A 25022-nucleotide genomic window follows, 5' to 3' on the forward strand; every position below is an offset into this window, starting at 1 on the left:
TTGTGCGTTGTCCTGCGGAGCCTAAGCACTGCCTACCGGGTCGTAAACCACCCAACACGGACACCCCGGGCACCCCCTGAGGCCGTTCGGGGACGCAGCGTCACCGGTTGGCTGACGGATCGTCGGTTGGAAAATCACCAGGCACCCGAAACATCGGCCACCAACCCGATTCGGCGATTCATCCCACGTTCAGGGGGTGGAAACGACTACGCAAGGTATTCGCTCGAAACCCTACTTACGGACGTGTCCGTCCGGGTGCCTGCTCTAGGTGGCTGCCCGTGGAGCAGGGCATTCGGGTCCCGAAGAATGGGTATACCTATCCCGCGCCGACCCGGATTGCGGCCTTCCCCGGAGTCCAGAACCCTCACCCGTCAGGGGAGGGCTATCGCATGGCGAACCGGAGCCGTGCGTGATGACGAGGGAGAAGCATGAAGATCACGAAGCTCCTCGGTGTGGCCGCCACGGCAGCATTGGCCACCGGCGCGCTCGTCACGGGTACCCCCGCGGCAGCGACCTCGAACACTCTGCTCAACGCCGAGATGGTCCCCGCCCTGCAACGGGACCTCGGCCTGACCGCCGACCAGGCACTCGCCCGGATCCAGAGCGAGACCGCCGCCGGCACGCTCGAACAGGCACTCGCCTCGGCGCTCGCCGGCAGCTTCGGCGGCGCGAGCTACAACGAGGCCACCGGCAAGCTCCGCGTCGGCGTCACGGACGCGGCGAAACTCGGCCAGGTCCTCGCCAGTGGCGCGGAAGCTGAACTGGTCCGCTTCTCGGCCGCCCAGCTCGATTCCACTGTGGACAGACTGAACGCGAGTGAGCGCGCGGCGGACGGCGCGATCACCGGCTGGGGTGTGGACACGAAGACCAACCGGGTGACGGTGAACGTCCTGCCGGGCAAGAGCGGCGTCGTCGACTCGTACCTGGAGAAGGCCAAGGTGGACAAGGCCGCCGTCGCGGTGGTCGAGACCACTTCGGTGCCGACCCTGAAGTACGACGTCCGCGGCGGTGACGCCTACTACATCAACAGCTCTTCGCGGTGCTCGATCGGCTTCTCGGTGAACGGCGGCTTCCTCACCGCCGGGCACTGTGGCCCGGGCACGGTGACCGGTTACAACCGGGTCGCGATGGGCTCGTTCGCCCGCGCCAGCTTCCCCGGGAACGACTACGGCCACGTCCGGGTCAACAGCAACTGGACGCCGCGCGGGGTCATCAACAACGGCACCCGGGTGAGCGGTTCGAGCGAGGCCGCCACCGGCGCTTCGGTCTGCAAGTCGGGCTCGACCACCGGCTGGACCTGCGGCACCGTCGGCGCCAAGAACCAGACCGTCCGCTACGCCGAAGGCACGGTCTACGGCATGACCGCCACCAACGTCCGCTCGCAGGCGGGCGACTCGGGCGGCTCGTTCATCGCCGGCAACCAGGCGCAGGGCATGCTGTCCGGCGGCAACAGCTCGGTGACCTACTTCTTCCCGGTGCGGCCGGCGTTGTCCGCGACCGGGACCTCGCTGGTCCTCGGCTGAGCATAGGACGAAGGGCGGACCGAGTGCCTCCAGCGCACTCGGGCCGCCCTTCGTTTTCGTGCCGCGGGAAAGTTCTCAGACGTTGCTGATCTCCTCGATCAGCGCTTCGACGTCGAAGTGCTCGCTCTCGGACCCGAGCGGGACCAGGTCGTAGGTGGACTCGAGGAACGTCTCGACGTCCTCACGCTCCAGCTCGAACGACGCATAACCGTCGGGTGACTCGATTTCGAGCGTCAGCATCGCCTCGTCCTCGGAGAGGTCGGGGCGGACGCGGACGTCGCCGAGCCCGGCGGGGTCGGTGAGGCCGGTGACGAGCAGCTCACGCGCGAAGGTCCACTCGACCCACCGGCCGCGCTCGGTCCGGAACGACACGGTGACCGCGAAGGGTTCGCCGGCGTGGAAGGACAGGCGGGAGAGAACGGGCGTGCTGCTGTTGTTCAGCAGAACGAACTGGCTCTGGTGAATTGCGTCGGTGTGCACGGCCACTCCTCAGTGCTCTCGTGGTTCGCGCGGCGCGAACTTTTCGTCTCGGGGAGGAGATGGCCGGACACGGGCCGGATGACGCGACTGTCGCGACGTTCACGCTATCGGCTGCATATGTCCATAGTGGTGTAACGCCGGGCACAGACCCCTTGCGTCCGGGCGGATACCCGTGGTGACGAGGTCAGGGGTGGCGAGTTCGCGACCGGACTGTCCTCTTTGGAGCCGGTGGTCGTGTGACGCGGCGCCGCACTCACGTGATCGAAGCCGTAACTCGCGTGATCGGCGGCGGAACACCGTGTGCGGCATCCAAACACGCGAGTCACGCGCCTGATCACGCGAGTTACGCGTCTGATCACGCGAGTCACGCCTTTGCTCACGCCGCGCCTCTGTAACCAGCAGCGGGGAAAGCGTCCTTCAGGGCTCCAGCGGCAGGGACAGCCCGGTCTTGACCCGGTCCATCGCCACCGACGTCGTGAAGTGCCGCACGTTCGGGTTGTCGAAGAACATCCGCCGCGTGAACGTCTCGAAATCCGCCATGTCCCGGCAGGTCACCACGAGCACGAAGTCGGCGTTGCCGGTGACGTAGTAGCACTGCTGGACGTTGTCGTCCGCGAGCACCTGACGGCGGAACCCGTCGAGCACCGCGAGGTTCTCCCGTTCCATCTCGACCATCACCACGAAGGTCATCGACAGCCCGAGCGCCCGCGGTGACAGCACCGCCACCTCGCGTTCGATCACCCCGGTCTCGCGCAGCCGCTTGATCCGCCGCTGCACGGCCGCCGCCGACAGGCCCACCTTCGCCCCGATGTGCTCGGCGATCGTGCGGGCGTCGGACTGCAGGCAGGCGAGGATGGCGACGTCCAGGCGGTCGAGGTCGGGTGTGTGCACCAGGTCAGGCTAACCGGACGGCTCTCCCCGGCGCCTGTTCTTTGATCGCGCCCTCGCGCGGCGTCGGTCACGCCGCCGGGCGAAGGTGAGAATTCTTTGAATTGTGACCCGGAACACAACTGACGGGTCTACTGAATGGTAGCGCTTACAAGTGAATGGCAGACCTCCCCTTTGCCCCGCGAAAGGATTTCTTGGTGCCCTCATCTCAGGCGGCCGTTCTCGCCGGTCTCGGCTCTTGGCTGCCTCCGCGCGTGGTGGGCAACGAGGAGATCGCCCAGCGGCTGGACACCTCCGATGAGTGGATCCGCTCGCGCACCGGCATCGCCGAGCGCCGGGTCGTCGATCCCGGGACGTCCACTGTGGATCTCGCCGTCGAGGCGGGACGACGGGCGCTGGCCTCGGCCGGGGAGACCGAGGCGGACGCGGTCGTGCTCGCGACGTCGACGGCCGACCAGCTGTGCCCGGCCAGCGCGCCGCAGGTCGCGACGAAGCTGGGGCTGAACGGCGTCGCCGCCTTCGACGTCAACGCCGTGTGCAGCGGGTTCGTCTACGGGCTCGGCACCGGCGCCGGGCTGATCGCGGCCGGTATCGCGCGGCGGGTGCTGGTGATCGGCGCCGACGTCTTCACCTCGCTCATCGACCCCGGAGACCGCGGCACGGTGCCTATCTTCGGCGACGGCGCGGGCGCCGTCCTGCTGCGCGCGGGCGACCCCGGCGAACTCGGCGCACTCGGACCGTTCGACCTGCACAGCGAGGGCGAACTCGCCGAACTGCTCTGGGTCGAGGCGGGTGGCGCGAAGAACCGCCGCTCAGACGACCCGCGTGACCACTATCTGGTGATGCAGGGCCAGACCGTCTTCCGGCACGCCTGCGCCCGGATGGTCCAGTCGGCGCGCGCGGTGCTCGATTCCGCGGGCTGGATGGTCGGCGACGTCGACCGGTTCATCGGGCACCAGGCCAACATCCGCATCCTGCAGACCTGCGCGAAACAGCTCGGGCTCGCGGAAGACGTGATGTATTCGAACATCGAGAAGGTGGGCAACACGAGCGCGGCGTCCATCCCGATCGCGCTGGCCGACGCGGCCAAGGACGGGGCGCTCCAGCCGGGGCACCGCGTCGTGATGGGGGCGTTCGGGGCCGGGCTGACCTGGGGTTCGACGTTGCTGCGCTGGCCGGACGTCATTCCTGGCTGAGCGCCGCCCAGGCGTGCGTCGGTTCCTGACGCCCGCGCAGTTCCAGCTCCGCGTACGGCTCCCAGTGCGAGCGCTCGCTCTCCAAGGCCGCTTTGAGCACCGCTTCGCTCGCCAGGATCCGGCCGCCGGCGGCTTTCGCGTACTCGGTCAGGCGCGCGGCCTCGTTCACCGCGTCGCCGATGACGGTGTACTCGAACCGGCTGCTGGTGCCCAGCTGACCGGCGAAGACCCGGCCGCTCGCGACGCCGATGCCGAGGTCGAGCTCGCCGGTCTCCTGGACGGCGTCCCTGATCGCCCGCGCGGCCGAGAGCGCCGCCGTCGGCGCGTCCGCGAGCCGGGTCGGGGCGCCGAAGACGCAGAGCGCGGCGTCACCCTGGAACTTGTTGACCAGCCCGCCCCGTGCCCCGACCGCGTGCACCACGCTGGTGAAGAACCGGTTGAGCATCTTCACCAGGTCCTCGGGCGGGGTGCGGCTCGCCAAGGCCGTCGAATCGACGACGTCCACGAACAGCGCCGTCACCTCGCGCACGTCACCCGAAAGGGAGGCGCCGTACTCGAGCGCGTGCCGTGCGACCTCGTCCCCGACGTGCCTGCCGAAGAGGTCCCGCATCCGCTCCTGCTCGCGCAGCCCGGCGGCGAGGTCGTTGACCGACGTCTGCAGCAGGCCGATCTCACTGGAGTCGTCGACCTCGACCACGACCTCCTTGTTGCCGCGGGCGATCTCGTCGAGCGCTATCCGCAGGCGGTGCAACGGGGTCGCGACGGCCTTCGCGAGCAGGCCCGTCCCGATCGCGCCGACCCCCAGCCCGATCACCGAAATCATGATCAGGCTCGCGACGTGGTCACCCTGCCCGAGGTCCGGCGGCGTGGCCACCAGCAGCACCCCGAGGAACGGGACCCCGCTCGCCAGCGACCAGGTGACGACCACCCTGGTCAGCACGGTGACCTTGAGCGTCCCCTTCGGCGGGGTCACCTTGAGCGCGATCGTCATCACCGGGCGGGCGACCCATTCCGCGGCGAGATAGGTGAGACCGACCGTGGTCAGCCCGCCGAGCCCGATGACCAGCGCCATCCCGAGCGCGTCCATCCAGGAGCCGAGCACCCGCGCGAGTGCACCGAGCACGATCGTGCCGATCAGCCAGAGCGTGCCGCTCACGATCCCCATGTCGACCGGGAGCCGGAGCGCCCGCGCGGCCTCGGCCTTCGTCGGCGGGCGGCCGAAGACGAACCAGACCGCGGTGCGCCGTTGCAGCCACGCCGTCCACGCGGTGCCGACGATCAGCGACAGCGCCACGATCCCGGCCGCGGTGACGCCGAGGATCCAGCCGCGATCGCCGACCTCGCTCGGGAGGCCCTGCAGGAGCAGCAGCAACGCCACGACACCGGCGCCGCACACACTGGACCCGACGCCGAGCGCGGCGAAGCCGAGACTGGTCCTGAGCACCAGCCGGAACCGGCTCGACATCGTCTTCCCGCGCACCCGGTGATCGTATGACCTCCGGCGGAAAACGGTTCGCCTGTTCCCGGACGCGGTGGCTACCGTGCGGGTATGGAACCGCTGGGCCAGGACGAGATCAGGGCGTCCTTCGTGAACTGCACCCGAGGCGAGGCCAAAGGGGTCACGTTGCCCGCCCGGCCCGAAGAGATCCCTTGGGAGAAAAGGGAATTCCTCGGCTGGCGTGATCCGAAGGCCGCCGGGCGGGCGTATCTGGTGCTGCCGTACCGCGGGGAGACCGTCGGGCTGTCCCTGCGCGCCGCTCCCCGGCCGAAGGGCCGTGTCCTGCTGAGCAACATGTGCGGCCTGTGCACGACGACACACCCGCTGTCCGACATCGCGCTGTTCTCCGGCCGTCGCGCCGGGAAGCTCGGGCGCGAAGGCAACACGCTCGGCATCTACGCGTGCGCGAATCTGGCGTGCAGCCAGTACATCCGCGGCGAGCTGAAGTCGGACGTGCCGCAGCCGGCGGAAACGCTGTCGCTCGAAGAACGCGTCTTCCGGCTGGAGGACAAGCTGCACCGGTTCGTGGAGCGGGTACTCGAGTCACGCTGATCGGCCTGCGGTAGAACGCATTTAGAGGACTAAATGCGTTCTATCGCGCCTCAGAACCGGAACCGCAGGATCCGCCCCATCTTCTTGAACGCCGGGAACAGCCCCGCGAACCACAGCTGTGCCCGCATCGACGCGGACAGCCGGTCCTTCACCTCAGGCGTCGCGTAATCCGTCGAGTCGAGTTTCGACACCAGAGTCAGCCCGAGCCGCTCCAATTCGGAGATCTCGTCGATGCCCCAGTACAGCGTCGCGTTGGCTTTGCGGACCACGGGATTCAGCTTCTGCAGTTTGATCCCCAGCCTGCTGAAGATGTCGAAGACCATTTCACCGCCTTGCGGGAAATGCGCGATCAGCCGCCGCAGCAATTCCTCGCCTTCGGACGGTCGCAGGTACATCGTCAGCCCCTCCGCGATCACCAGACCGGGTTTGTCGGAGGGAATCTCGTCGATCCAGCCGAAGTCCGTCACCGACGAGCCGATGGTCCGGTAGCCGTCCCGTTCGGGATAGATCCGGGCGCGCAGGCCGACGACCTCGGGGTAGTCGACGTCGAACCATCGCACCGTGGGCGGCGGGTCGACGCGGTACACGCGGCTGTCCATCCCGCAGCCGAGCTGGACGACGGTCGCGTCCGGATGCGCCCGGAGGAACGACGCGGTCCAGTCGTCCAACGGCTTGGCCCGCAGGGCGACGGTCAGCCCCATGTCGGCGTTCACGCCCAGCGTGGCGAAGTCGTAGTCGATCTGCTTGACGGCCTCGTCGGCGGCCTTGTCGCCGAGGATCGGCCTCTCGCTGCGGGCGTCGAGCGCCCGGCCGTACAGCGTGGCGAGCATCGTCGCCTTCTCTTCGGTGAACCGGACCTTCTCCACCGCACACCCCCGTCAGAAGTTTCACAAACTTCTGAAAATAATACTCGTGCGCGGGCGGTCGCGCCATCAAGGGAGCGTTAATCCCCGGTCGTGTAGTCGTGGACGTAGGTCTTCGCGTCGAGCAGGTGCCGCAAGGTGATCTCCCTCGCGGCCGCCGCGTCCGACCGGCGGATCGCTTCGAGGATCGCGCGATGCTCGTCGACGGCCTTGCGGATCTGCCCCGGAAGCCGCAGCGCCGCCCGCCGCTCCTCGCCGACCAGCGCGAGCACCGAACGCAGCAGATCGGTGACGTCGTCGTTGCCGGCGTTGCCCGCGATCACCCGGTGGAATTCGGCGTCGGCCGCGATCACGCGCAGCATATCGCCGTCGGCGGCGGCCTGGTCCATCTCGTCGACGGTGCTTTCCAGCCGGGCGAGCACCCGCGGCGTGTGGTCGAGCGCGAGCCGCTCGGCCAGCGTCGGCTCGACCGTGGTCCGCAGGTCGAAGAGCTTCTCGACCAGCTGCTCGTGTTCGGAGAACCAACCGCGCAACGGCTGTTCGCCGAGGTTCTCGCGGACGTAGGTGCCCGAACCCGGCCGCACCTGCACGTAACCGATGGAATCCAGCACCCGCAACGCCTGCCGCAGCGAACCGCGGCTGATCCCGAGCTGCTCGCAGAGCGCCCGCTCGGCGGGCAGTCTCGACCCGGCGGGGAGCCTGCCCGAGTCGATCATCGTGCGCAGATGATCGACGGTCGCACTCCACACCTGTTCGCGCTCGTCGTCGGCCACGGCCCCATCCTCGCAGGCCCGGCGGGACGCCCGGAATTGTCGGTGCGGGATGTCATCCTCTGACGATGACTGGGGTGGCAGGGCTGATCAAGGCATGGGTGCACGGCTGGGCGCTCTCCCGCGGCGTCGGCGTCCCCGTCGCCGAGCCGGACGGTTACCGGCTCGACGTCGGGCGTCCGGGGCATCGCGTGCGGTACGTGCTGGCGGGCACCGGATCGGTCGCGAGCCGGGCTCGTTCGCTGACCGAGCCCGGAACTTGGTTGAAGGTGAGCGGTCCCCGTGAGGAAGTGGCGAAGACGGTGCCGCCGGAGTGGGAGGTCGGCCCACCGGAGTACCTGATGAGCGCCCCGATCGCGCTGCGGCCCGTCATGGCCGCGCCCGAGCCGTACCGGGCGGAGCTGGTCGGCGACGGCGTCGTCACCGACGTCGTCGTGCGCGCCCCCGACGGTTCGCGCGCGGCCACCGGCCGGGTCGCGATCGCCGGCGGCACCGCGGTGATCGATCAGGTCGTGACGGAGCCCGAGCACCAGCGGCGCGGGCTCGGCCGGTTCGTGATGCGCAGGCTCGACGAGGTGGCGGTCGCCGCCGGGGCGGAGCGGGCTGTCCTGGTCGCGACGGAGGAGGGGCGCGCGTTGTACCTGACGCTCGGCTGGACGGTCGCCACGGAGATCACCGCGGCCCATCTGCCGGAGGAGAACTGAATGGTTCCCCGTCGAACGGGACATAACGGGCTCGTTGAATGTTCGACTAGACACATCCGCAGCGCGAAAGGAGGTAACGGTGCTTAGGGTGCGGACGTGAGTGCTTTATGACGTGGTGGCACGCGGTCGTGATCTTCGTCGCGGGGCTCTGGGCGGGCACCATCAACACGGTCGTCGGTTCGGGCACGCTGGTGACGTTCCCGGTCCTGGTCGCGCTCGGCTACTCGCCGCTGACGGCGACGACCTCCAACGCGATCGGCCTCGCCCCCGGCACGGTGAGCGGGGCGATCGGCTACCGCGAGGAGCTCAAGGGCTACTGGCCCCAGGTCGTCAAACTCGCCGTGGCGTCGTTCTTCGGCGCGATCTGCGGGACGATCCTGCTGCTCTCGCTGCCGAAGGACGCCTTCGAGACCGTCGTGCCCGCGCTCGTCGGGCTCGCGGTGGTGCTCGTGATCGTCCAGCCGCGAGTGGCCGCCTGGGTCGCGAAGCGCCGCGAGGAGAACGGGAAGGTCCACAAGATCGGGCCGCTCCTGTTGTTCCTGATCTTCCTGATCGGCATCTACGGCGGATACTTCACGGCCGCGCAGGGCGTGATGATGATGGCCGTGATGGGGATGCTGATGTCGGAGTCGCTGCAACGGCTCAACGGCGTCAAGAACGCCCTGTCCGCGGTCGTGAACATCGTCGCGGGCGCGATCTACGCCTTCATCGCGCCGGTCAGCTGGCCCGTGGTCGCGCTGCTCGCGGTCGGGTCGACGATCGGCGGCCAGATCGGCGCCAAGATCGGCCGCAAGCTTTCGCCGAAGGTGCTTCGCGGCGTGATCGTCGTGATCGGCCTCGCCGCGATGGTGCAGCTGCTCCTCAAGTAGGAAACGGCCCGCACTACGTCCACGAAGTGCGGGCCGCCGTGAAGCCTTGTCAGCGCGGGAAATCCCCGGCCGCTTCAAGGAAGAGGTCGTTCTCCTCAGGCGTCCCGATGGTCACTCGCGCGCCTTCGCCCGCGAAGGGCCGCACGATCAGCTTCCGCTCCAGCGCGTGCTCCGCGAACGCGGTCGTCCGCTCGCCCAGCGGCAGCCAGACGAAGTTCGCCTGCGTCTCCGGCACCTCGTAACCCTTGGCCACCAACGCATCCCGGACCCGGGTGCGTTCCGAGACGATCTCCTTGCAGCGTTCCAGCAGTTCGTCGGCCGCGTCGAGCGAGGCGATGGCCGCCGCCTGGGCGATCATGTTCACCGAGAACGCGACGTAGACCTGCTTCAACGCGACGGTGATCGCTTCCGGGGCCACCGCGTAACCCACGCGAAGGCCGGCGAGGCCGTACGCCTTCGAGAACGTCCGAAGCACCGCGACGTTGTCCCTGCCGCGCGCGAGCTCGACGCCGTCCGGCACCTCGGCGTCGGTCACGAACTCCTTGTACGCCTCGTCGAGTACGACGAGGACGCCCGAGGGCACGGCGTCGAGGAAGCGCTCCAGCTCCGCGCGCCGCAAGACCGTCCCGGTCGGGTTGTTGGGGTTGCACACGAAGACCAGCCGCGTCTTCGGCGTGATCGCCGCCAGCATCGCGTCGAGGTCCAGCCCGTGCCCGGCGGTGAGCGGCACCTTCACGCTCACGGCGTTCGCCACCTGCGTGACGATCGGGTACGCCTCGAACGAGCGCCACGGGAAAACGACCTCGTCGCCCGGGCCGCACAGGGCCTGGATCATTTGCTGGCAAAGGGAAACCGAACCGCAGCCGATGGCGATCCGGTCGACGGACTCGTTCAGCTCGCGGGCCAGCCGCTCGACGAGCGCGGAAGCCGTGATGTCCGGGTACCGGTTGATGCCCTGCGCCGTCTCGGCTATGGCCTGCGCCACACTCGGCAGCGGGCCACCGGGGACCTCGTTGCTCGCCAGCTTGATCGCGCCCTGGATTGTCCGGCCAGGGACGTACTTCGGCAACGATTCGAGATCCGCACGCGGCGAAACAGGTGACATCTTCGGCGCTCCTACGTCTGGGGGACGGCTCCGACACCGTATCCTCCCGCGCGGGCGCAAGCTCCGAATATTTACCTAAGAGTGGTCTGATGGAGGAATGACCCTGACGACCACCGTGGAACATCAGCACGCCGACGGCCACACGCTGCGCCTGACCTTCGCCGAACCGGATGGTGTCGTCCGCGGCGGACTCGTGGTGCTGCACGAGGAGGCCGAAGAGGTCGAAGAGGGTTTGGGCCTGCTCCTGGCCGGTCTCGCCGGCGAAGGCTGGCTCACCGTCACGCCGCATCTCGACCGGGACGACCTCACCCAGCAGGACCTGCTCGAAGCCACCGACGCGACGCTTTCCTGGCTCGCGGAACGCGGTGTCCAAGCCGATCTCGTCGGTGTCGTCGGTTTCGACCTCGGAGGAACGGCCGCGCTGGTCGTGGCGTCGAACCGCAGGCTGGGCGCGGCGGTCAGCGTCGGCGGGCAGGGTGTCACCGGGCTGCCGGTCCTCGTCGAGATCGCGGGGCGGCTCACGAGCCCGTGGCTCGGCATGTACGGCGACGCGGGCGACGCCGCCGGAGGCGCCGAAGTCGAGCAACTGCGCGACGCGGCGGCGACGGCGAACGTCGCGACGAACGTCGTCCACTACCCGGGCGCCAACCACCGCTTCGACGCCGACCCGGACGCGGCCGCGGAGGCCTGGCAGCGCACGTTGAATTGGTTCGACGCCCACCTGCGCTGACCCCGTTCGCGCTAGCATTCCCCTCAAGATGTGACAGGGGAGGGTCGAATGGCACAGTCACCCAAGGTGCCCGTGACGCCACAAGCCGTGTTCGGAGCTTCGGCTCCGGCGCTGGCTCCCGTGGCGGGTCAGATCCGGGATTCCAAGACCGATGCCAAGAAGGGGGCCGTCAAGGTCTCCGAGGATGCCGCGAAGAAGCTCGTCGACGCCCTGCTCAAGGCGCGCCACGAGCTCAACGCGCTGATCAAGGACTCGACGGAGTTCAACGCGCCGTTGAAGCTGGGCGACAACCTCATCGGTCACACCATGAGCGAGCGTTTCCAGGGCGCCGCGAACAAGGGGACCGAGGCGGCCGTTCCCGTTCTCAAGGACTTCGCCAAGGTCCTCAAAGACTTCCAGCTCACCGTGATGGCGGCGCGCAAGATGTACGTCGCCGCGGATGAAGAGGGCCAGGAGCAGCTCGAACGGGTCGCTCGCCGGTTCGACATGGAGGACATCGTCGGCCAGGAGCGGAAGGACGAGCACTGATGCGCATCCTGCCCATGCCGTGGCCGCCCCGGGAGCCCGAACCGCAGCCGGGCCCCGAAAGCCTCACCGCCGACATCGACTGGATGAGCTACTCGCACCGAGAGCTCTACGCGATGGTCCACAACGAGCTGGACCTCGCGAGCGCGGAAGCCGTCGCCGCGCAGTGGACGAAGATCAGCGCCTTCCTCGACCGGGCCGGTTCCGAGCTCAGGGCGGCCCTCGCGGCCACCGCCGACGGCTGGACGGGCGAGGGCGCGGACAGGGCCCGTGACGCCGCGGTCAAGCTCGTCGACTGGGCGGCCGAGACGGGCTGGCGGGCGGAGAACGTCGCGAACTGCGTGCGCCGCCAGGCGGACATCGCCGAAACCGCGCGCCGCACGATGCCCGAGCCGCCGGGATACGTGCCGCGGCCCAAGCCGCCGGAGCCGCCGAAGCGCCGCCCGATCCCGGTCTCCGATTCGACGCAGGCGATGTCGGCTTCGACGCCGTCGGGATCCGAATTCGCCGAAGCCGGGCGCATCGTCGCCGACCCCACCGACGAGAGCTCGCAGGATCTGCACCGCCAGGCCGCCGACGTGATGACGCGGATGCAGTTCAGCTCCGGCGAGGTCTACGAGAACGTTCCCAGCTTCACCTCGTACGGCAAGCAGCCGAAGATCCTTGAGACACCCGAAGAACCGAAGCCGGAACCCGACCCGAAACCGGAGCCGGAGCCCGTCCCGCCGCCGGACGACTCGACCCGCAGCAGTGGCGTCGACGACGCGGCCCCGATCCAGGTCCGGGAGCCGGTCGAGGCGCCGCGCGCGCCGGGTGCGGGCAGCGGCGCCTACGTGCCACCGCCGCCCGGCGCCCCCGGAGGAACCCAGGAACAGCTCGGGCAGGGCGGCCGGTCCGGTGCCGGCGCCGGTGGCTTCGGGCCGTCGGGGCAACCCGGCCAGCCGGCCGGGACCCGCGCGGCGGCCGCGGGCATGGGCGGCTTCGGCGGCATGCCGATGGGGATGGCGCCCGCGCAAGGACGGCAGGGCGAGGAAGAGCGCAAGGCGCCGGACTACCTCGTCGAGGATTCCGACGTGTGGGGCCTCAGCGGGCACGTCACCCCGCCGGTCATCGGCGAGGATCCGAGGAGCGGTCGCTGATGGACTGGATCCGGCTGCACGTCGGCGAGCTGTTCCTGCTCTGGTCGGCGCACGGACGCGACGAACTGCCCGCGGTACTGGCGGTCCCGCACGTCGGGCGGACCCCGGAGTTCCGGGCGGAGCTGGTGGCCACGGCGAGCGCGACGCTGTCCGAGCGCGGCCTCGGCACGGTCGACTCACCCGCGCCCGAGCTGGTGCGGCTGCTGCACACCGTCGCGAACAGCGAACTGACGCTCGACCTTCGGCTCGACGGTGATCCGGCGTACCGGGCGGTCGGCTGCGTGTCCGATCGCGGTGCGGTCGTGATCGGCGTCTCGGGCACCGACGTCGAACTGGCGGCGCTGCGGGAACCGCTTGTCGCCGCGACCCTGCTGCAGGCTTTGCCGCCGTGCGAACAGGGGCGGGGCCTCTCGGTCAACCTGCGCGTCGACGACTACACGGCCGCGTGCGAGGCGGGGGAGCGCGGCGGGCAGCCGGCGTTCTCCGACGTCCTGCGCGACGCCGGGCTGCGGGAACCCGAGATCATCGTCATGGTGCGGATCGCGACGCAGCGCATCGGCAGCGGACGGCTCGGCGCGGTCAGGAAGTCTTGGGAGGGTCGCTGGGTGCGCGGGGAGGGTACGTTGACCTGGGTGGACACCCCCGACGGCCGCTACGGGCTCCGGCGCGACCGAGGCTGGCTGACGGTCACCCCGCTCGACGCGTCACGGCTGAAGTCGATGGCGTACGAGCTGTTCACGGGGGCTCGCCAAGCAGGTTAACGAGGGTTAACATCGCGGGGTGACTCACACCGCCGACGCCCCGGAAGTGCTCTGGCGCCCCGAGCCGAGCCGCCTGCCCGACACCAAGATCGACGCGTTCCGCCAGTGGCTGCGCACCGAACGCGGCGTGGAGGTCGACGACTACAACGCGTTGTGGGAGTTCTCCGTGCGGCAGGGGCCGGAGTTCTGGTCCGCCGTCGCCGAGTTCCTCGGCGTGCGCTGGCACGACCAGCCCGGCGAAGTGCTCACCGGTGAGATGCCGAACGCGCAGTGGTTCGCGGGCGGCACGCTGAACTACGCCGAGCACTCGCTCATGCCCGGCGTCGCGGGCGCCGCGAAGGCCGACGACGAGATCGCCGTGATCTTCCACCGCGAGGACGGCCTCTCGTCGCAGCTGACGTACGGCGCGTTGCGCTCCGCCGTCGCCGCCGCGCGGGAGGGACTGCGCAAGCTCGGAGTGTCCAAAGGGGACAGGGTCGTCGCGCTGGCGCCGAACTGTCCGCAGACGCTGATCGCCTTCCTGGCCACCGCGAGCCTCGGCGCCGTCTGGTCGTCGTGCTCGCCGGACTTCGGTGTCCGCGCGATCACCGACCGGTTCGCGCAGATCGAGCCGAAGGTGCTGATCGCGGTCAACGGCTACGTCTACAATGGACGGTGGTTCGACAGCAGGCCGACGGTGAACTCGTTGCGCGACGAGATCCCCACGCTCGAAGCGACCGTGCTCGTCGACTACGCCGGCGGCCGCCTGGACGGCACACTCGACTGGGAGAAGCTGCTCGCCGACAACGAAGGCGCGGAGCTGGCGTTCGAACCCGTCGACTTCGCCCACCCGCTGTGGGTGCTGTACTCCTCGGGGACCACCGGCCTGCCGAAGGGCATCGTCCACGGACACGGCGGGATCACCCTCGAACACCTCAAAGCCCTTGCCCTGCAAAGCGATCTCGGCCCGGGCGATCGGTTCTTCTGGTTCACCACCACCGGCTGGATGATGTGGAACTTCCTCATCTCCGGCCTGCTGACCGGCACCACGATCGTGCTCTTCGACGGCAGCCCGGGCAGCCCGGACCTCAACGTGCTGTGGCATCTGGCCGAGCAGCACCGCGTCACGTACTTCGGCACGTCGGCACCGTACATCCAGAGCTGCCTGAAGGCCGGGATCAAACCGGCCGAGCGGTTCGACCTGACGGCGTTGCGCGCCTTGGGATCCACCGGTGCGCCGCTGAGCGTCGAGGGCTTCCGGTGGATCGTCGACGAGGTCGGCAAACGCGTCCAGATCTGCTCGGTGTCCGGTGGCACGGATCTGTGCGCGGCGTTCGTCGCTTCGGCCCCCGACGTCCCGGTCTGGCTGGGCGAACTGTCGGTCCGCGCGCTCGGCGCCGCCGTCGCCGCCTTCGACGAGGACGGGAAGCCGGTGGTGGAGACGGTCGGCGAACTGGTGATCACCGAGCCGATGCCGTCGATGCCGGTGTTCTTCTGGAACGACCCGGACGGCTCGCGGCTGCGCGAGGCGTACTTCGAGATGTACCCGGGGATCTGGCGGCACGGTGACTGGATCCGGATCACCGGCCGCGGCTCCGCCGTCATCTACGGGCGCAGCGATTCGACGCTCAACCGCGGCGGGGTGCGGATGGGCACGGCCGAGTTCTACCGGGTCGTCGAGTCGTTCGACCAGGTCGCGGACTCGCTGGTGATCGACACTTCGGCGGCGGGCAACGAGGACGGGCAGCTGCTGTGCTTCCTCGTGCTGGCCGAGGGCGCGTCGCTCGACGAGATCGAACCCGCCTTGCGCAAGGAACTGCGCGGCGCCCTCTCGCCGCGGCACGTGCCCGACCGGTTCGTCCAGGTGACCGAGGTACCCCGCACGCTCAACGGCAAGAAATGCGAGGTTCCGGTCAAGAAGATCCTTTCGGGGGTTTCACCTGACCGCGCCGTCAGCCGGGATGCCCTGCTGAACCCCGACGCCCTTGTACCGTTCGTGGAGCTGGCAAGGAGCTGACAGGGGCGGAATTTGGCGGGTGCTTGGCGGGTGGCGGGCGCCACCACGGTGGCGGTGATCACCTGGGTGACGCGGCTGGCCGGGTTGCTGGCACTGGTCTCGGTGCTGGTCCCGGCCGGACGGCGAACCCTGCGCGGACACGTCGCCGCCTGGCTGGAACTGCCGCACGAGGCCACGGTCGGCGCGGCGACGGTCGCGCTGGTGACCGGGGTGCTGCTGATGCTGCTCGCCACCGGGCTCAAGCGACGGAAGCGCCGCGCCTGGCAACTGGCGGTCGCAGCGGCAGCGCTGCTGACGGTGTCGCACCTCGGGCTGAGGCACACCCTCGGCGCTGGGCTCGTGTCGCTCGCGCTGCTGATCGCCCTGATCGCGACGCGGCGGCACTTCATCGCGCTCCCCGATCCGGTGACCGGCCGGTGGCGCGCGATCCGGGTCTTCCTGCAACTGACGGTGGCCGGGGTCGCGATCAACTTCGCGCTGCTGTCGGTCGCGCCTGTCGACGCGGGGGTCGGCGACCGCCTGGCGCAGTCGACGCTGGCCCTGATCGGCGTGAGCGGCCCGGTGACGTTCCCCGCGCTGTGGCTGGAAGACCTGTCGGCCGCGGTCGGCCTGCTGTTCGGGATCGGCGCGGTGCTGCTGGCGGCCTACTTCCTGCTCCGCTCGGCCGAACCCGCGCCGGAACTGACCGACGAGGAGGTCGAGCGGCTCAGGGGGCTGCTGGGGGAGCGGGACTCGCTGGGGTACTTCGCGCTGCGCCGGGACAAGTTCGTGGTCTTCTCGAAGTCGGGGAAGGCCGCGGTGACCTATCGGGTGATCGCCGGGGTCGCGCTGTGCTCGGCGGACCCGCTCGGTGACCCGGAAGCGTGGCCGGGCGCGATCGAGGAGTACCTGGACGTCTGCCGGCGGCACGCGTGGACCCCGGCGACCATGGGCTGCTCGGAACTGGGCGCGACCGTCTGGGCCCGCTTCGGACTCGAAGTGCTGGAGATCGGCGACGAGGCCGTCGTCGACACCGACACCTTCACCCTCGAAGGGCGCGTCATGCGCGGAGTCCGCCAAGCCGTCTCACGCACGAAGCGCGCCGGCTACACCGCACGCATCCGAAAAGCCGAAGACCTGCCGGCTGAGGAACTCGACGAACTCCGCGCCCTCGCGGCCACCTGGCGCGGCACGGATACGGAACGCGGTTTCTCGATGGCCCTCGGCCGCATGGGCGACCCGGGCTCGGTCCTCGTGACCGCCGAACACGACGGGCAGGTGCACGGCCTCCTCCAGTTCGTCCCCTGGGGTGAAAAGGGCCTGTCGCTGGACGTCATGCGCCGCGACCGGACCGCCGACAACGGCGTCAACGAACTGATGATCTCCGAACTGCTCCTGAGCACCTCGGCCCAGCACGTCTCCCTGAACTTCGCCGCCTTCCGCGCGGTGCTGGAACAAGGCCAGCGCATCGGCGCCGGTCCGGTCGCCCGCCTATCCGCCCGGACACTGCGATTCTTCTCACGCTGGATCCAGATCGAGACCCTCTACCGCTTCAACGCGAAGTTCCAGCCGCGCTGGGTCCCGCGCTACCTCGCCTACCCCGCGGCCCGAGACCTCCCTCGCGTCGGCGTCGCCGTCTTCGAAGCCGAAGGACTCGGCGGACGTCCATCGGGCCTGCTCAGAGCCCTGCAACGCGTCTAAGGGGGGTGCCTTCCGAGGGGGTCAGGAGGGTGTGTAACCTATTTGAGCAGTGGTCGTTGGGCCTGGGAGGCTTCGCCTAGTCTGGTCTATGGCGCCGCACTGCTAATGCGGTTGGGGGTAACCCCCCCTCCCGGGTTCAAATCCCGGAGCCTCCGCTGGTGCCTGTTCCGGCAGGTGCTAGATTGATAACTGAACAAGCGCCCGTAGCTCAGCTGGATAGAGCATCTGACTACGGATCAGAAGGTCAGGGGTTCGAATCCCTTCGGGCGCACGTCTGGTTGAGACAGCACTAAGGCCCTCCCGTTCGCGGGAGGGCCTTTTTGTCTGTCCGTTGTGGACTAACCGCGGCGTCGCCGAGCCGCCACCGAGCAGTGAAGAACTCTGCCTAGGGCTAGGTAGAGACAAGAGACCCAGCCGGGAGTCGAACCCGGAGTCCAACGGCTTTGCAAGCCGCCGCACGACCGTCGTGAAGTGGGCCGAGTTCGGACCATCGTGCCCTCGGCAGGAGTCGAACCCGCGTTCCCGGCTTCGGACGCCGGCGTCGTATCCGTTGGACCACGAGGGCTTGCGGAGGATGCAGGATTCGAACCTGCGCGACGCTCTCACGCCGACCACCGTTTTCGGGACGGTTGCCTTACCGGACTCGGCCAATCCTCCTTGTCGTACCACGTGGTCGGACGCCCGCGAGTCGAACGCGGTGACTCCTGATCCCAAATCAGGCGGGGTCGCCAGTGCCCCTCGCATCCGTCGGCCGGCGTATCCCCCTCGAACACGCCGACCAGTACCCCTGCCAGGACTCGAACCTGGGACCTCCGCATTCGTAGTGCGGCGCTCTGTCCACCTGAGCTACAGGGGTGAGGTGGAGACGAGCGCACGCCTCCACCGGCGCTCGTCCTGGCCGCCTCTTTCGGCGACGGGGACGAGCTTTGGGAAAAGTCTTCTGTTATCAAAGTTCGCGCTGAATTGGGCAGCGTCGAGCACCGGCGGGAGGAGTCGAACCCCCTGGATACGGTTTTGGAGGCCGTTCCGCTTCCCAAGCTCGCCGATAGGGAATTGTTTTGCGCAGCAAAAAGAGAAGCCGCCCGGATCAGTTTCCCGATGGGCGGCTCCCTGTCATCACACGCGCTATGGCGTCATGATGGGGAGCCCTTGCCGGCCAGAACTCGCTGGTCAGCCCAGTGTGAACCTCGCCAGGAACAGCGCGACGGACATACGGCGGTGGGCGCGACGGCTGAATGCCAACGCTGTGCCCTTCGCTCACGCATGTTCATCATGGCTGCTCCTTGGTCTGGTTGATGGAGCCAACTATGACCTAGGGATCACGAGGCGGCAACCCATTTTGGGTGGATCGTGTCGACGAGGCTGAATCACGACAGGTGTATGGATCGTCGAGCGGCGGCCCGATCATCGACGACAAATGAGCTGGTGTTGGCGTGACGACGAGTACACTCGGTTCTCCTGAGGTGAGGCTATGGAGGGACCGCGGGAATGGCAAAGATGGTGGAAAGTTCCACGTCGTACGCAGAATCAGGTAAGCGGCTCACGTCATTCGAAGTGTGTGCGGGCGGGGGTGGGCTTGCTCTTGGAATGCACCAAGCGGGCTTCGATCCGGTGCTGCTGGTGGACAACAACCCTGACGCATGCGGAACCCTTTCCGCGAATATGTCGGATTGGCCGGTCCTGCATGCCGATTTCACCGATCTCGACCCGGCGGAGCACGATGAGGTGTACGACGTGGACGTGCTGGTCGCCGGATTGCCGCGACTCAAGGCCACGGCCGCTGTCGCGCGCCCCGACGGAGGGGAACCCGAACTCGCGCTCGTGAAGGCCGCCGCCTTGCTCGTCACCAGTGTCCAGCCAAAGGCGCTGGTCATCGAGAATGTTCCGGATCTGGTGACGAACGAGAAGTACCAGGGAGTCCGGGTCTATGTGGAGGACTGGCTCCGAGACCTGGACTACCGGTGCAAATGGTTCGTGGTCAACGCGAACGAGTTCGGTGTGCCGCAGGACCGGAAGCAGGGTGTCCTGGTCGCGCTCAAAGGTGACGGAATCGACGCTTTCAAGCCGCCGGTCGCGAGTGGTGAGTCTGCCGGCACCGTCGGTGGCACGTTGTTCGAGTCGATGGCCTCTCAGGGCTGGCCGCAGGCCAAAGAGTGGGCGTCGATGGCCTCCCATGTCGCGCCGACGTTGGTCGGCGGTTCAGAAAAACGCGGAGGTGCCGATCTCGGCCCTCGAGGGTCGAAACGGGCGTGGGAGAGGATGGGAGTCAACGGCGGCTCGCTGGCCGACGAGCTGCCGGACCAGGACTTCCGGTGGGATCCGGCAGCCGGCCCACGAGGTATGGTTCGCTTGACGGTTGCGCAGGCAGCCCTTCTTCAAGGGTTCCCTCCTCACTGGCAGTTCGTGGGCCGCAAGACTTCGACGTATCGTCAGGTCGGGCAGGCGTGCCCGCCCCCGGTCGGGCGGGCGCTGGGCGAAGCGGTTAGAGAAGCACTCGCCGTGTGTTGATTCCTGCGTTCTCATGGTCCCGGATAGGATCCGGGACCATGACCGCGGAACCACCCAACACACTCGAACAGGTCCACATGGTCGACCTGTTCGCCGGACCAGGCGGACTCGACGTAGCCGCCCACTGGCTCGGCGTGACGGTGGAAGGCGTCGAATGGGATGACGACGCGTGCGAGACCCGTGAGGCGGCGGGTCTGCGCACACTCCATGCTGACGTCCGAGGCTACGGCCCTGGAAACTTTCCGAAGGCGACTGTGCTCGCCGGCGGACCGCCATGCCAGACCTACACGGTCGCCGGACGTGGCGAGGGGCGACGAGCCTTGGAGACAGTCCTCGGCTACGTCAAACGCATGGGAGCGGGACACGACGTTCGTCCTGAGCTGGATACGCTGGACGACGAGCGCACCGGCTTGGTGCTGGAACCCCTCCGCTGGGCGATCGAGGCGTGGCAGGCAGGACGCCCGTACGAAGCCATAGTTTTGGAGCAGGTACCTGCGGTGCTCCCCGTATGGCTCGCCTACAAAGATGCGCTCGAAGGATTGGGCGAAGAAGGACTCAAAGAATCGGGGCAATCCGGAGACTCGGAAAGAGTTACGGCTGTTCAGGAGAAGCCGAAGTACCGAGTGGCGTGCGGGATCCTCCATACCGAGGAATTCGGGGTACCACAGACGCGGAAGCGTGCGATTCTGATTGCGAGGCTGACGAATGGGGACGTTCCCAGGCTTCCCGAGCCGACACATCGCCGGTATCGCAAAGGTGTGAAGAGGACCGAGGGCGATCCCGTGCTGCGGGAATGGGTGACGATGGCCGAGGCCACAGGAATCTCGCGATCATTCAAGGTCGTCTCCAACTATGGCACCGGAGGGGACCCAAAAGCTCGCGGTGAGCGAAAATCCGCTGAACCGGCCGCGACCGTGACCGGTAAGGTGACGAGGAATCGCGTGGTCATGGCGGACGGGACCGAAGACCGATTCACCCCCGCTCAGGCAGGACGTCTGCAGACCTTTCCCAAGGACTACCCGTGGTCCGGCAAAGCGGTCGGTCAGCAGATCGGCAATGCCATCCCACCACGGCTCGCTGTTCATGTCCTGGCCGCGGCGCTCGGACGAAAGCCCGTAGAGGAGAGCCTCGACTCGGCGGTCAAAGGTAACTGGACGGTAACCAGGGAATCCTGCCCGGTCGAGACTGTCCCGCTGACAGCTGAAGCCGAACAACTCGACCTTACTCGTCTATAGACTTGGCTTTCTTGGGTCGTTTTCGTTTCGGCGCTTCCGTGAGCAGCTGTTCGAAAAGTGGTGTCAATCGAGCGATCGCGGCGTCACTGACTGCTCCGTCATCTGGTCCTGCCGGGAGTCGATCCCAGTGAACAGCAGGCACTTCGGCGGACTCCTCGATCCAGAGGCGCAGCGCGTCGTCATCGGTGGGCTCGTCCGGGGCGAGTACGTCGTACAACAAGGTGCTTCCGGCAGCATTCACCGCAGGGGAAAGCGCGTTGACGAGGTCACTGTGCCCCGATGAGCGCTCGATCAGCATAGGTTGCAGAACCTTGATGAACGCCAACGCGGTAGGGCGATGGTCGATCACGTCTAGGCGCATAGTGGAGTTCAGGACATCTTGGGCCCGGCAGGCCAGCTCGACGGTCCGATAGTCACGGCCGTTGCGGAAGAGCTCGGCTGCCCACCATAGGCGAGCGAAGGACTGGTCATAGTGTCGACCACTGAAACGACTTGCAGCGGTGCCTTTCACGCCCTTGTGGCGCCAGATGACGTAGTCCGGTGCCACGATGAGTGCAAGGAAGTTCCATAAGCCGGGGTCGGCCGCCTCCGCGCGAGTCATTCGCAAGGTTGCGTGTAGCCGTGGGGCGAACCAGCCGTCCGCCGCCGCCCTGGCTCGTGGGGTGCGGAGTTCCTGGAAACGGCGCATCGCTTCGTCGGCCAGCGCCCGGATCGGTGCCGTCCGCCATCGCATTTCGTCTTCGGACAACGGGACTGCCGCCTTGCGCAGTGTCAGGCGCGGGAGTGCCTCGTGACCGGAGAGGATGCCGGCAGTGAGATGTCTGGCTACGACCGCGTTGGGGAGAGATCCCATGACCTCTGGGATATCGATACCTACTTCGGACGTCTTCATCGGGTTCCCCTTTCGACCTTGACGGAACGGACCGCATCGGTCAAGCGTCGGGTTACCCGGCTGCGTTTCGCGGCCGCGTAGTGGATCCCGGTTTGAAGCTCGGCCCATCCGTAGCGGTCTTGCTGTCGCTTGTGAACTTCGTAGAGTGCATCCGAAGAAGTCCTTCCGGGTAGGACATTCGACAGCATCGACTCGATGACGTTCTTGCGCCAGTCATCCGGTAGCAACGGGGTCCCCTCGTCCACCTCCAGACTGCTGATGGCGCTCTCGAACATAGCTACCCAGGCGTCGTGTGCGATGTGGGCGGAAGTTGTATCGCGGAGGGCCCGCTCTTCCGGCGTGCCGCCCTTCGCGTAGAGAACTTCGATCAGTTCTGGGATTGCGGAGGTGTTGAGATACACCTTGGGTGTCGCGCCGGTCGTATCGACGATCCATGGCGCGTCCTGGTACTGGCGCAGCCACTCCTGCGGGCCGTTCTGGAAGTCGATCTTCTCGACCTCTACCTGCTGCCGACGTCTGGGTGTTGCGGCTTGCAGGTCCGCATGCCAGTTCTCCTCCGTCGACCCGATGATCCGACCGGGCACCCCATCGACCGTCGCGACGACGGCAAGGGACAGCGTCGCGCGATGAATGTGCCTGCTCCGTACCAAGTCGATCGATCCGGTCCAGGCACTGTCGCCGGCCTTGGTCAGGGGAATTGTTCGGCGTGCGTTCGTCGCGGACTCGGTGAGGACGGCCATGCATCGGATGTCCTCCCACGGTCCCTGCTCCACCGGCGTCGTCGCCCGCAGGCCGAGAGTCGCGATCTCCCAACGATCGCGGCCGATGCTGTGCAGGGCCACGACCCGATCGGCTGTCGAGATCCTCGTATAAGGCAGCTTGTCGCCGTCGACGGCGACGGATACGACTTCGAGTTCGACATCGCCGAACAGGGTCCTGTACGGAAATACCTGCTTCACGCGACACCTCCGCGCGGCCTCTGGAGATCGATGACTAGACGGGCAAGGTTGCCCTTCACCGGATGGGTGGCAGGGTCGGTGACGCCTTCGAAGGAGGCTGCTCGCACGCCGGGTTCGATCAGTACATGGCCATCCTCGATCCGGCAACTGTCGACCGGGTTCAAGGAAAGCCACTCGACGGTAGGACGGCCGCCGGAACGTACGGCGAATTTGGCGACCGGAGCAAGCTGCCAGGCGTCCTGGGCATCTGGGAGCTTGAGCGTCACTCGAACGTTCCAGGCACCGGCGTCGTCGACCCTTGCTTCAACCTTGTCGATCGCGGCCGTGCCCGGCGCGCGACGATTGCCGGAAGACCCAGAACCGTCCAGCTGTAGGAGTTCAAGCAGCGAAGACGGTCCTTCGTCGGTGTTGGACTCGCGACGTCCGACCAAGCGTCGGACCGTATCGTCAATGCCCGTGCGGAACTCCCGGAGCCGGGTTTGCGCACCGCGTTCGTACAGCGACGTGAGTTCTTCGGTTCGGTCCCATTTGTTGTGCTCGGGTGGTTCGGACGCTCGGAGGAACTCCTCGGCGAGCTGTATGTCTTCGCCTCTTCCTCGGGTGGCGGCGCCCGCCAGCAACACTGCCCTGAACGGCGATGTCCCCAACGGCAGTTCGCGCGGCCTGTGGTCGGTGATCGTCATACGATTGCCCCGCATCAGGACCACGTGGTTGAGGGGTTCGTCCTCCTCGTCGGTGTGGGTGAGCAGCAGGACCGCTTCGTGAGTGATGCCCTTTCCCCGGATACCCTTGCCTTTCAGCGGCGGGACGGTAAGGGGGACTTCAGTCTTCACCACCTGATCCGCAGTGGTCAGTTCGGAAACAGTCTCTTCGTCCAAATAGGACTTCAGTGCTCGGGTGAGGGCAGGATGGCGTCGGCGTGGATCGATGCGGTGGTCCGGCTTGTCCACGTGGCCGTTGCGCAGTGTCGTCACTTGAGCCTCGAGTAGAGGTCCCGCGGTGCGACCGCCCACCATGGCCGCCCAGAAATTGTCCTCCAGGGACTGTACGAGTTTGTCGCGCATCTCTTCCAACGTCTCGGCGAACCCCGATGCGTCGTGCGCGCCGACGACGAGGAACGAGGTCCCCGGTTCCGAGCCGGCGCGAGTCAGGTGCAGGTCCGCGAGAGTTCGCTCGTCGGCCCACCAGGAGCGCGAGACGCCAGCGTACCGTGTTTCCGTCTCGGGCTCCCCGAACCAAGCCGGACCTGCGTAAGGCTGTCCTTCCACTTCGCGCCATGGAAGGTCGAGGCGACCGACGACGCGTCGCTCGGTACGTCCCTCCCACGGTTGCGACAAAGTGCTGTTCATGAACACCATGCCGAATCGGCTCGCCGCCCAGAGTGTGGCCTTGCCCAGCCCGTACGAGCCGCCTGCCTGTCCGCCGGTGTGCTTGTGGCTGTCGAGCTGGCGACGTACGACTGCGGCATATCGCCCGTCGTCATATTCGGAACCGGTTAGGCCGGAAGCGTTGTAGTCATCGACTCGAAGGAGTACCAGTGATCTGGTTTCCGCCAAGTTGGACAAGGAGGCGCGCAGGCTTCGGGAAACTTTCTGGTCGGCCTTAGCGGCTTCGGTGAAGTGCGCTTCGAGTGAGCCCCACTGGATGGCCTGCTGAAAAGTGTCCAGATGCTCGCCGGTGAGTTCGTGGAGGGTGAAGTGCACGCGAACCGGTTCGGTGTCGTCATAGCGCTCGTCGAGGGAGTTCTGAGTTGCCTCACGTGCGAGTCCGGCGAGATCGGCGTCGAAGGCGAAAGCCGCGGCGTTCCCGTACTCACGGCCGCCGTCGTTGTGGCCGGGACGGTGTTGCCACCCACGCGGTAGTTCGACCGCCACGTCGGCCGACAGGTTGAACAGCGCGGACGGGTCCGTGCCGAGCTGAGTGGCGATCCTGCGCTTCATTTCCTCGCGGGGTTCGGCGCGGTGGTTGACCCATGCCGATACGGCGGCCCGCGTGACGTCCAGCCGCACCGCGAAATCTGCCTGGGTCATCCCTGTGCGTCGGAGCTGACGGGCCAGCCATGTTCCGAACTTCTCGACTTCCGCGGAAGACATCGCTGTCGTCACCCCTTGGCGTTGTTCGCGTAACACTTCAGGGGGACAACCGTATT

The 25022-nt window shown here is 67.5% G+C and carries 22 protein-coding genes and 7 tRNA genes; 15 read left to right on the forward strand and 14 right to left on the reverse strand.

The features are described 5' to 3' along the window. Positions 1–428: 428 nt before the first annotated feature. Positions 429–1523: a S1 family peptidase gene (locus tag DMC61_RS03515; protein ID WP_125686738.1), complete on the forward strand. Its 1095-nt coding sequence runs from the start codon at positions 429–431 to the stop codon at positions 1521–1523. 75 nt (positions 1524–1598) lie between these two features. Here DMC61_RS03515 and DMC61_RS03520 read toward each other — a convergent pair whose 3' ends face one another. Continuing rightward, a complete protein-coding gene (locus DMC61_RS03520) occupies positions 1599–2003 on the reverse strand; it encodes an SsgA family sporulation/cell division regulator (RefSeq protein WP_016330736.1) in 405 nt (134 codons plus the stop codon). 417 nt (positions 2004–2420) lie between these two features. Further along, complete coding sequence (locus DMC61_RS03525) at positions 2421–2894, reverse strand: Lrp/AsnC family transcriptional regulator (protein ID WP_016330737.1); 474 nt, start codon at positions 2892–2894, stop codon at positions 2421–2423. 155 nt (positions 2895–3049) lie between these two features. Here DMC61_RS03525 and DMC61_RS03530 point away from each other — a divergent pair, with 155 nt between their 5' ends. After that, complete coding sequence (locus DMC61_RS03530) at positions 3050–4087, forward strand: beta-ketoacyl-ACP synthase III (protein ID WP_125686740.1); 1038 nt, start codon at positions 3050–3052, stop codon at positions 4085–4087. On the opposite strand, the gene DMC61_RS03535 is transcribed toward DMC61_RS03530, so the two are convergent. Further along, positions 4074–5552 (reverse strand): adenylate/guanylate cyclase domain-containing protein, encoded by a 1479-nt coding sequence (locus tag DMC61_RS03535; RefSeq protein WP_125687122.1) that lies wholly within the window; start codon positions 5550–5552, stop codon positions 4074–4076. The genes DMC61_RS03530 and DMC61_RS03535 overlap by 14 nt on opposite strands. Positions 5553–5636: 84 nt before the next feature. Between DMC61_RS03535 and DMC61_RS03540 the strand changes: the two genes are divergently transcribed. Further along, entirely contained in the window at positions 5637–6137 is a 501-nt protein-coding gene (locus DMC61_RS03540; protein ID WP_125686742.1) for an FBP domain-containing protein, read from the forward strand. A 50-nt stretch (positions 6138–6187) separates the two neighbouring features. Here the strand turns inward: DMC61_RS03540 and DMC61_RS03545 are convergent, their stop codons facing one another. Then, positions 6188–7003: a class I SAM-dependent methyltransferase gene (locus DMC61_RS03545; protein ID WP_125686744.1), complete on the reverse strand. Its 816-nt coding sequence runs from the start codon at positions 7001–7003 to the stop codon at positions 6188–6190. A gap of 77 nt (positions 7004–7080) precedes the next feature. After that, on the reverse strand, positions 7081–7773 hold the full coding sequence (locus DMC61_RS03550) for a FadR/GntR family transcriptional regulator (protein WP_125686746.1): 693 nt from the start codon (positions 7771–7773) through the stop codon (positions 7081–7083). 74 nt (positions 7774–7847) lie between these two features. On the opposite strand from DMC61_RS03550, the gene DMC61_RS03555 reads away from it, so the two are divergent. Together DMC61_RS03555 and DMC61_RS03560 are read left to right on the forward strand one after the other, a co-directional pair. Continuing rightward, positions 7848–8474, forward strand: coding sequence for a GNAT family N-acetyltransferase (locus DMC61_RS03555; RefSeq protein WP_125687124.1), 627 nt, complete (start codon positions 7848–7850; stop codon positions 8472–8474). A gap of 107 nt (positions 8475–8581) precedes the next feature. Continuing rightward, positions 8582–9343 carry a sulfite exporter TauE/SafE family protein gene (locus tag DMC61_RS03560; RefSeq protein WP_016330744.1) on the forward strand — a complete coding sequence of 254 codons (762 nt, stop codon included), beginning with the start codon at positions 8582–8584 and terminating at the stop codon, positions 9341–9343. 49 nt (positions 9344–9392) lie between these two features. Here DMC61_RS03560 and hisC read toward each other — a convergent pair whose 3' ends face one another. Then, positions 9393–10448, reverse strand: coding sequence for a histidinol-phosphate transaminase (gene hisC / locus DMC61_RS03565; RefSeq protein ID WP_016330745.1), 1056 nt, complete (start codon positions 10446–10448; stop codon positions 9393–9395). 97 nt (positions 10449–10545) lie between these two features. Between hisC and DMC61_RS03570 the strand changes: the two genes are divergently transcribed. The 8 genes from DMC61_RS03570 (at position 10546) to DMC61_RS03605 (ending at position 17550) form a co-directional block, all read left to right on the forward strand. Beyond that, a complete protein-coding gene (locus DMC61_RS03570) occupies positions 10546–11178 on the forward strand; it encodes a dienelactone hydrolase family protein (RefSeq protein ID WP_125686749.1) in 633 nt (210 codons plus the stop codon). 48 nt (positions 11179–11226) lie between these two features. Then, a complete protein-coding gene (locus DMC61_RS03575) occupies positions 11227–11706 on the forward strand; it encodes a hypothetical protein (RefSeq protein ID WP_233594684.1) in 480 nt (159 codons plus the stop codon). Further along, complete coding sequence (locus DMC61_RS03580) at positions 11706–12842, forward strand: PPE domain-containing protein (RefSeq protein WP_125686751.1); 1137 nt, start codon at positions 11706–11708, stop codon at positions 12840–12842. The genes DMC61_RS03575 and DMC61_RS03580 overlap by 1 nt, the downstream gene beginning before the upstream one ends. Then, the gene (locus DMC61_RS03585; RefSeq protein WP_125686753.1) at positions 12842–13603 is read left to right on the forward strand and encodes an ESX secretion-associated protein EspG; all 762 of its coding nucleotides are present in this window, start codon (positions 12842–12844) and stop codon (positions 13601–13603) included. The genes DMC61_RS03580 and DMC61_RS03585 overlap by 1 nt, the downstream gene beginning before the upstream one ends. A gap of 19 nt (positions 13604–13622) precedes the next feature. Then, positions 13623–15599, forward strand: a complete 1977-nt coding sequence (locus DMC61_RS03590; protein ID WP_125686755.1) for an acetoacetate--CoA ligase — start codon at positions 13623–13625, stop codon at positions 15597–15599. A 30-nt stretch (positions 15600–15629) separates the two neighbouring features. Beyond that, the gene (locus tag DMC61_RS03595; protein ID WP_125687127.1) at positions 15630–17279 is read left to right on the forward strand and encodes a phosphatidylglycerol lysyltransferase domain-containing protein; all 1650 of its coding nucleotides are present in this window, start codon (positions 15630–15632) and stop codon (positions 17277–17279) included. A 65-nt stretch (positions 17280–17344) separates the two neighbouring features. Next, positions 17345–17434: transfer RNA gene (locus tag DMC61_RS03600), tRNA-Ser, on the forward strand. A 42-nt stretch (positions 17435–17476) separates the two neighbouring features. Continuing rightward, positions 17477–17550, forward strand: a tRNA-Arg gene (locus tag DMC61_RS03605). A 135-nt stretch (positions 17551–17685) separates the two neighbouring features. Here the strand turns inward: DMC61_RS03605 and DMC61_RS41090 are convergent. The 5 genes from DMC61_RS41090 to DMC61_RS03620 form a co-directional block, all read right to left on the reverse strand. Beyond that, positions 17686–17757, reverse strand: a tRNA-Cys gene (locus tag DMC61_RS41090). 15 nt (positions 17758–17772) lie between these two features. After that, positions 17773–17844: transfer RNA gene (locus DMC61_RS03610), tRNA-Arg, on the reverse strand. Between the two features lie 3 nt (positions 17845–17847). After that, positions 17848–17936 (reverse strand) — tRNA-Ser (locus tag DMC61_RS03615). 13 nt (positions 17937–17949) lie between these two features. Then, positions 17950–18026 (reverse strand) — tRNA-Pro (locus tag DMC61_RS41095). Positions 18027–18061: 35 nt separating this feature from the next. Next, positions 18062–18135 (reverse strand) — tRNA-Arg (locus DMC61_RS03620). A gap of 632 nt (positions 18136–18767) precedes the next feature. Between DMC61_RS03620 and DMC61_RS03625 the strand changes: the two genes are divergently transcribed. Further along, positions 18768–19787: a DNA cytosine methyltransferase gene (locus DMC61_RS03625; RefSeq protein ID WP_233594685.1), complete on the forward strand. Its 1020-nt coding sequence runs from the start codon at positions 18768–18770 to the stop codon at positions 19785–19787. A 38-nt stretch (positions 19788–19825) separates the two neighbouring features. After that, the gene (locus tag DMC61_RS03630; protein ID WP_125686757.1) at positions 19826–21022 is read left to right on the forward strand and encodes a DNA cytosine methyltransferase; all 1197 of its coding nucleotides are present in this window, start codon (positions 19826–19828) and stop codon (positions 21020–21022) included. Here DMC61_RS03630 and DMC61_RS03635 read toward each other — a convergent pair. Genes DMC61_RS03635 through DMC61_RS03645 form a run of 3 tightly spaced genes read right to left on the reverse strand, consistent with a single transcriptional unit; the run spans position 21009 to position 24966 of the window. Next, positions 21009–21914 carry a DUF6339 family protein gene (locus DMC61_RS03635; RefSeq protein WP_125686759.1) on the reverse strand — a complete coding sequence of 302 codons (906 nt, stop codon included), beginning with the start codon at positions 21912–21914 and terminating at the stop codon, positions 21009–21011. The two genes, DMC61_RS03630 and DMC61_RS03635, sit on opposite strands and share 14 nt — an antisense overlap. Continuing rightward, positions 21911–22873: a hypothetical protein gene (locus DMC61_RS03640; protein WP_125686761.1), complete on the reverse strand. Its 963-nt coding sequence runs from the start codon at positions 22871–22873 to the stop codon at positions 21911–21913. The genes DMC61_RS03635 and DMC61_RS03640 overlap by 4 nt, the downstream gene beginning before the upstream one ends. Then, entirely contained in the window at positions 22870–24966 is a 2097-nt protein-coding gene (locus DMC61_RS03645; protein WP_125686763.1) for a helix-turn-helix transcriptional regulator, read from the reverse strand. Before DMC61_RS03645 ends, DMC61_RS03640 begins: the two co-directional genes overlap by 4 nt. Positions 24967–25022: the final 56 nt, after the last annotated feature.

The organism is Amycolatopsis sp. WAC 04169, assembly GCF_003947535.1.
In the GTDB taxonomy this organism is placed as follows: domain Bacteria; phylum Actinomycetota; class Actinomycetes; order Mycobacteriales; family Pseudonocardiaceae; genus Amycolatopsis; species Amycolatopsis keratiniphila.

Bases quoted from the DNA above. Each gene is read 5' to 3' on its own strand.
- DMC61_RS03515 (WP_125686738.1), top strand. From the start codon at position 429: ATGAAGATCACGAAGCTCCTCGGTGTGGCCGCCACGGCAGCATTGGCC.
- DMC61_RS03530 (WP_125686740.1), top strand. From the start codon at position 3,050: ATGGCAGACCTCCCCTTTGCCCCGCGAAAGGATTTCTTGGTGCCCTCA.
- DMC61_RS03535 (WP_125687122.1), bottom strand. From the start codon at position 5,552: ATGTCGAGCCGGTTCCGGCTGGTGCTCAGGACCAGTCTCGGCTTCGCC.
- DMC61_RS03540 (WP_125686742.1), top strand. From the start codon at position 5,637: ATGGAACCGCTGGGCCAGGACGAGATCAGGGCGTCCTTCGTGAACTGC.
- DMC61_RS03560 (WP_016330744.1), top strand. From the start codon at position 8,582: ATGACGTGGTGGCACGCGGTCGTGATCTTCGTCGCGGGGCTCTGGGCG.
- hisC (WP_016330745.1), bottom strand. From the start codon at position 10,448: ATGTCACCTGTTTCGCCGCGTGCGGATCTCGAATCGTTGCCGAAGTAC.
- DMC61_RS03570 (WP_125686749.1), top strand. From the start codon at position 10,546: ATGACCCTGACGACCACCGTGGAACATCAGCACGCCGACGGCCACACG.
- DMC61_RS03575 (WP_233594684.1), top strand. From the start codon at position 11,227: ATGGCACAGTCACCCAAGGTGCCCGTGACGCCACAAGCCGTGTTCGGA.
- DMC61_RS03580 (WP_125686751.1), top strand. From the start codon at position 11,706: ATGCGCATCCTGCCCATGCCGTGGCCGCCCCGGGAGCCCGAACCGCAG.
- DMC61_RS03585 (WP_125686753.1), top strand. From the start codon at position 12,842: ATGGACTGGATCCGGCTGCACGTCGGCGAGCTGTTCCTGCTCTGGTCG.
- DMC61_RS03625 (WP_233594685.1), top strand. From the start codon at position 18,768: ATGGCAAAGATGGTGGAAAGTTCCACGTCGTACGCAGAATCAGGTAAG.
- DMC61_RS03630 (WP_125686757.1), top strand. From the start codon at position 19,826: ATGACCGCGGAACCACCCAACACACTCGAACAGGTCCACATGGTCGAC.
- DMC61_RS03635 (WP_125686759.1), bottom strand. From the start codon at position 21,914: ATGAAGACGTCCGAAGTAGGTATCGATATCCCAGAGGTCATGGGATCT.
- DMC61_RS03645 (WP_125686763.1), bottom strand. From the start codon at position 24,966: ATGTCTTCCGCGGAAGTCGAGAAGTTCGGAACATGGCTGGCCCGTCAG.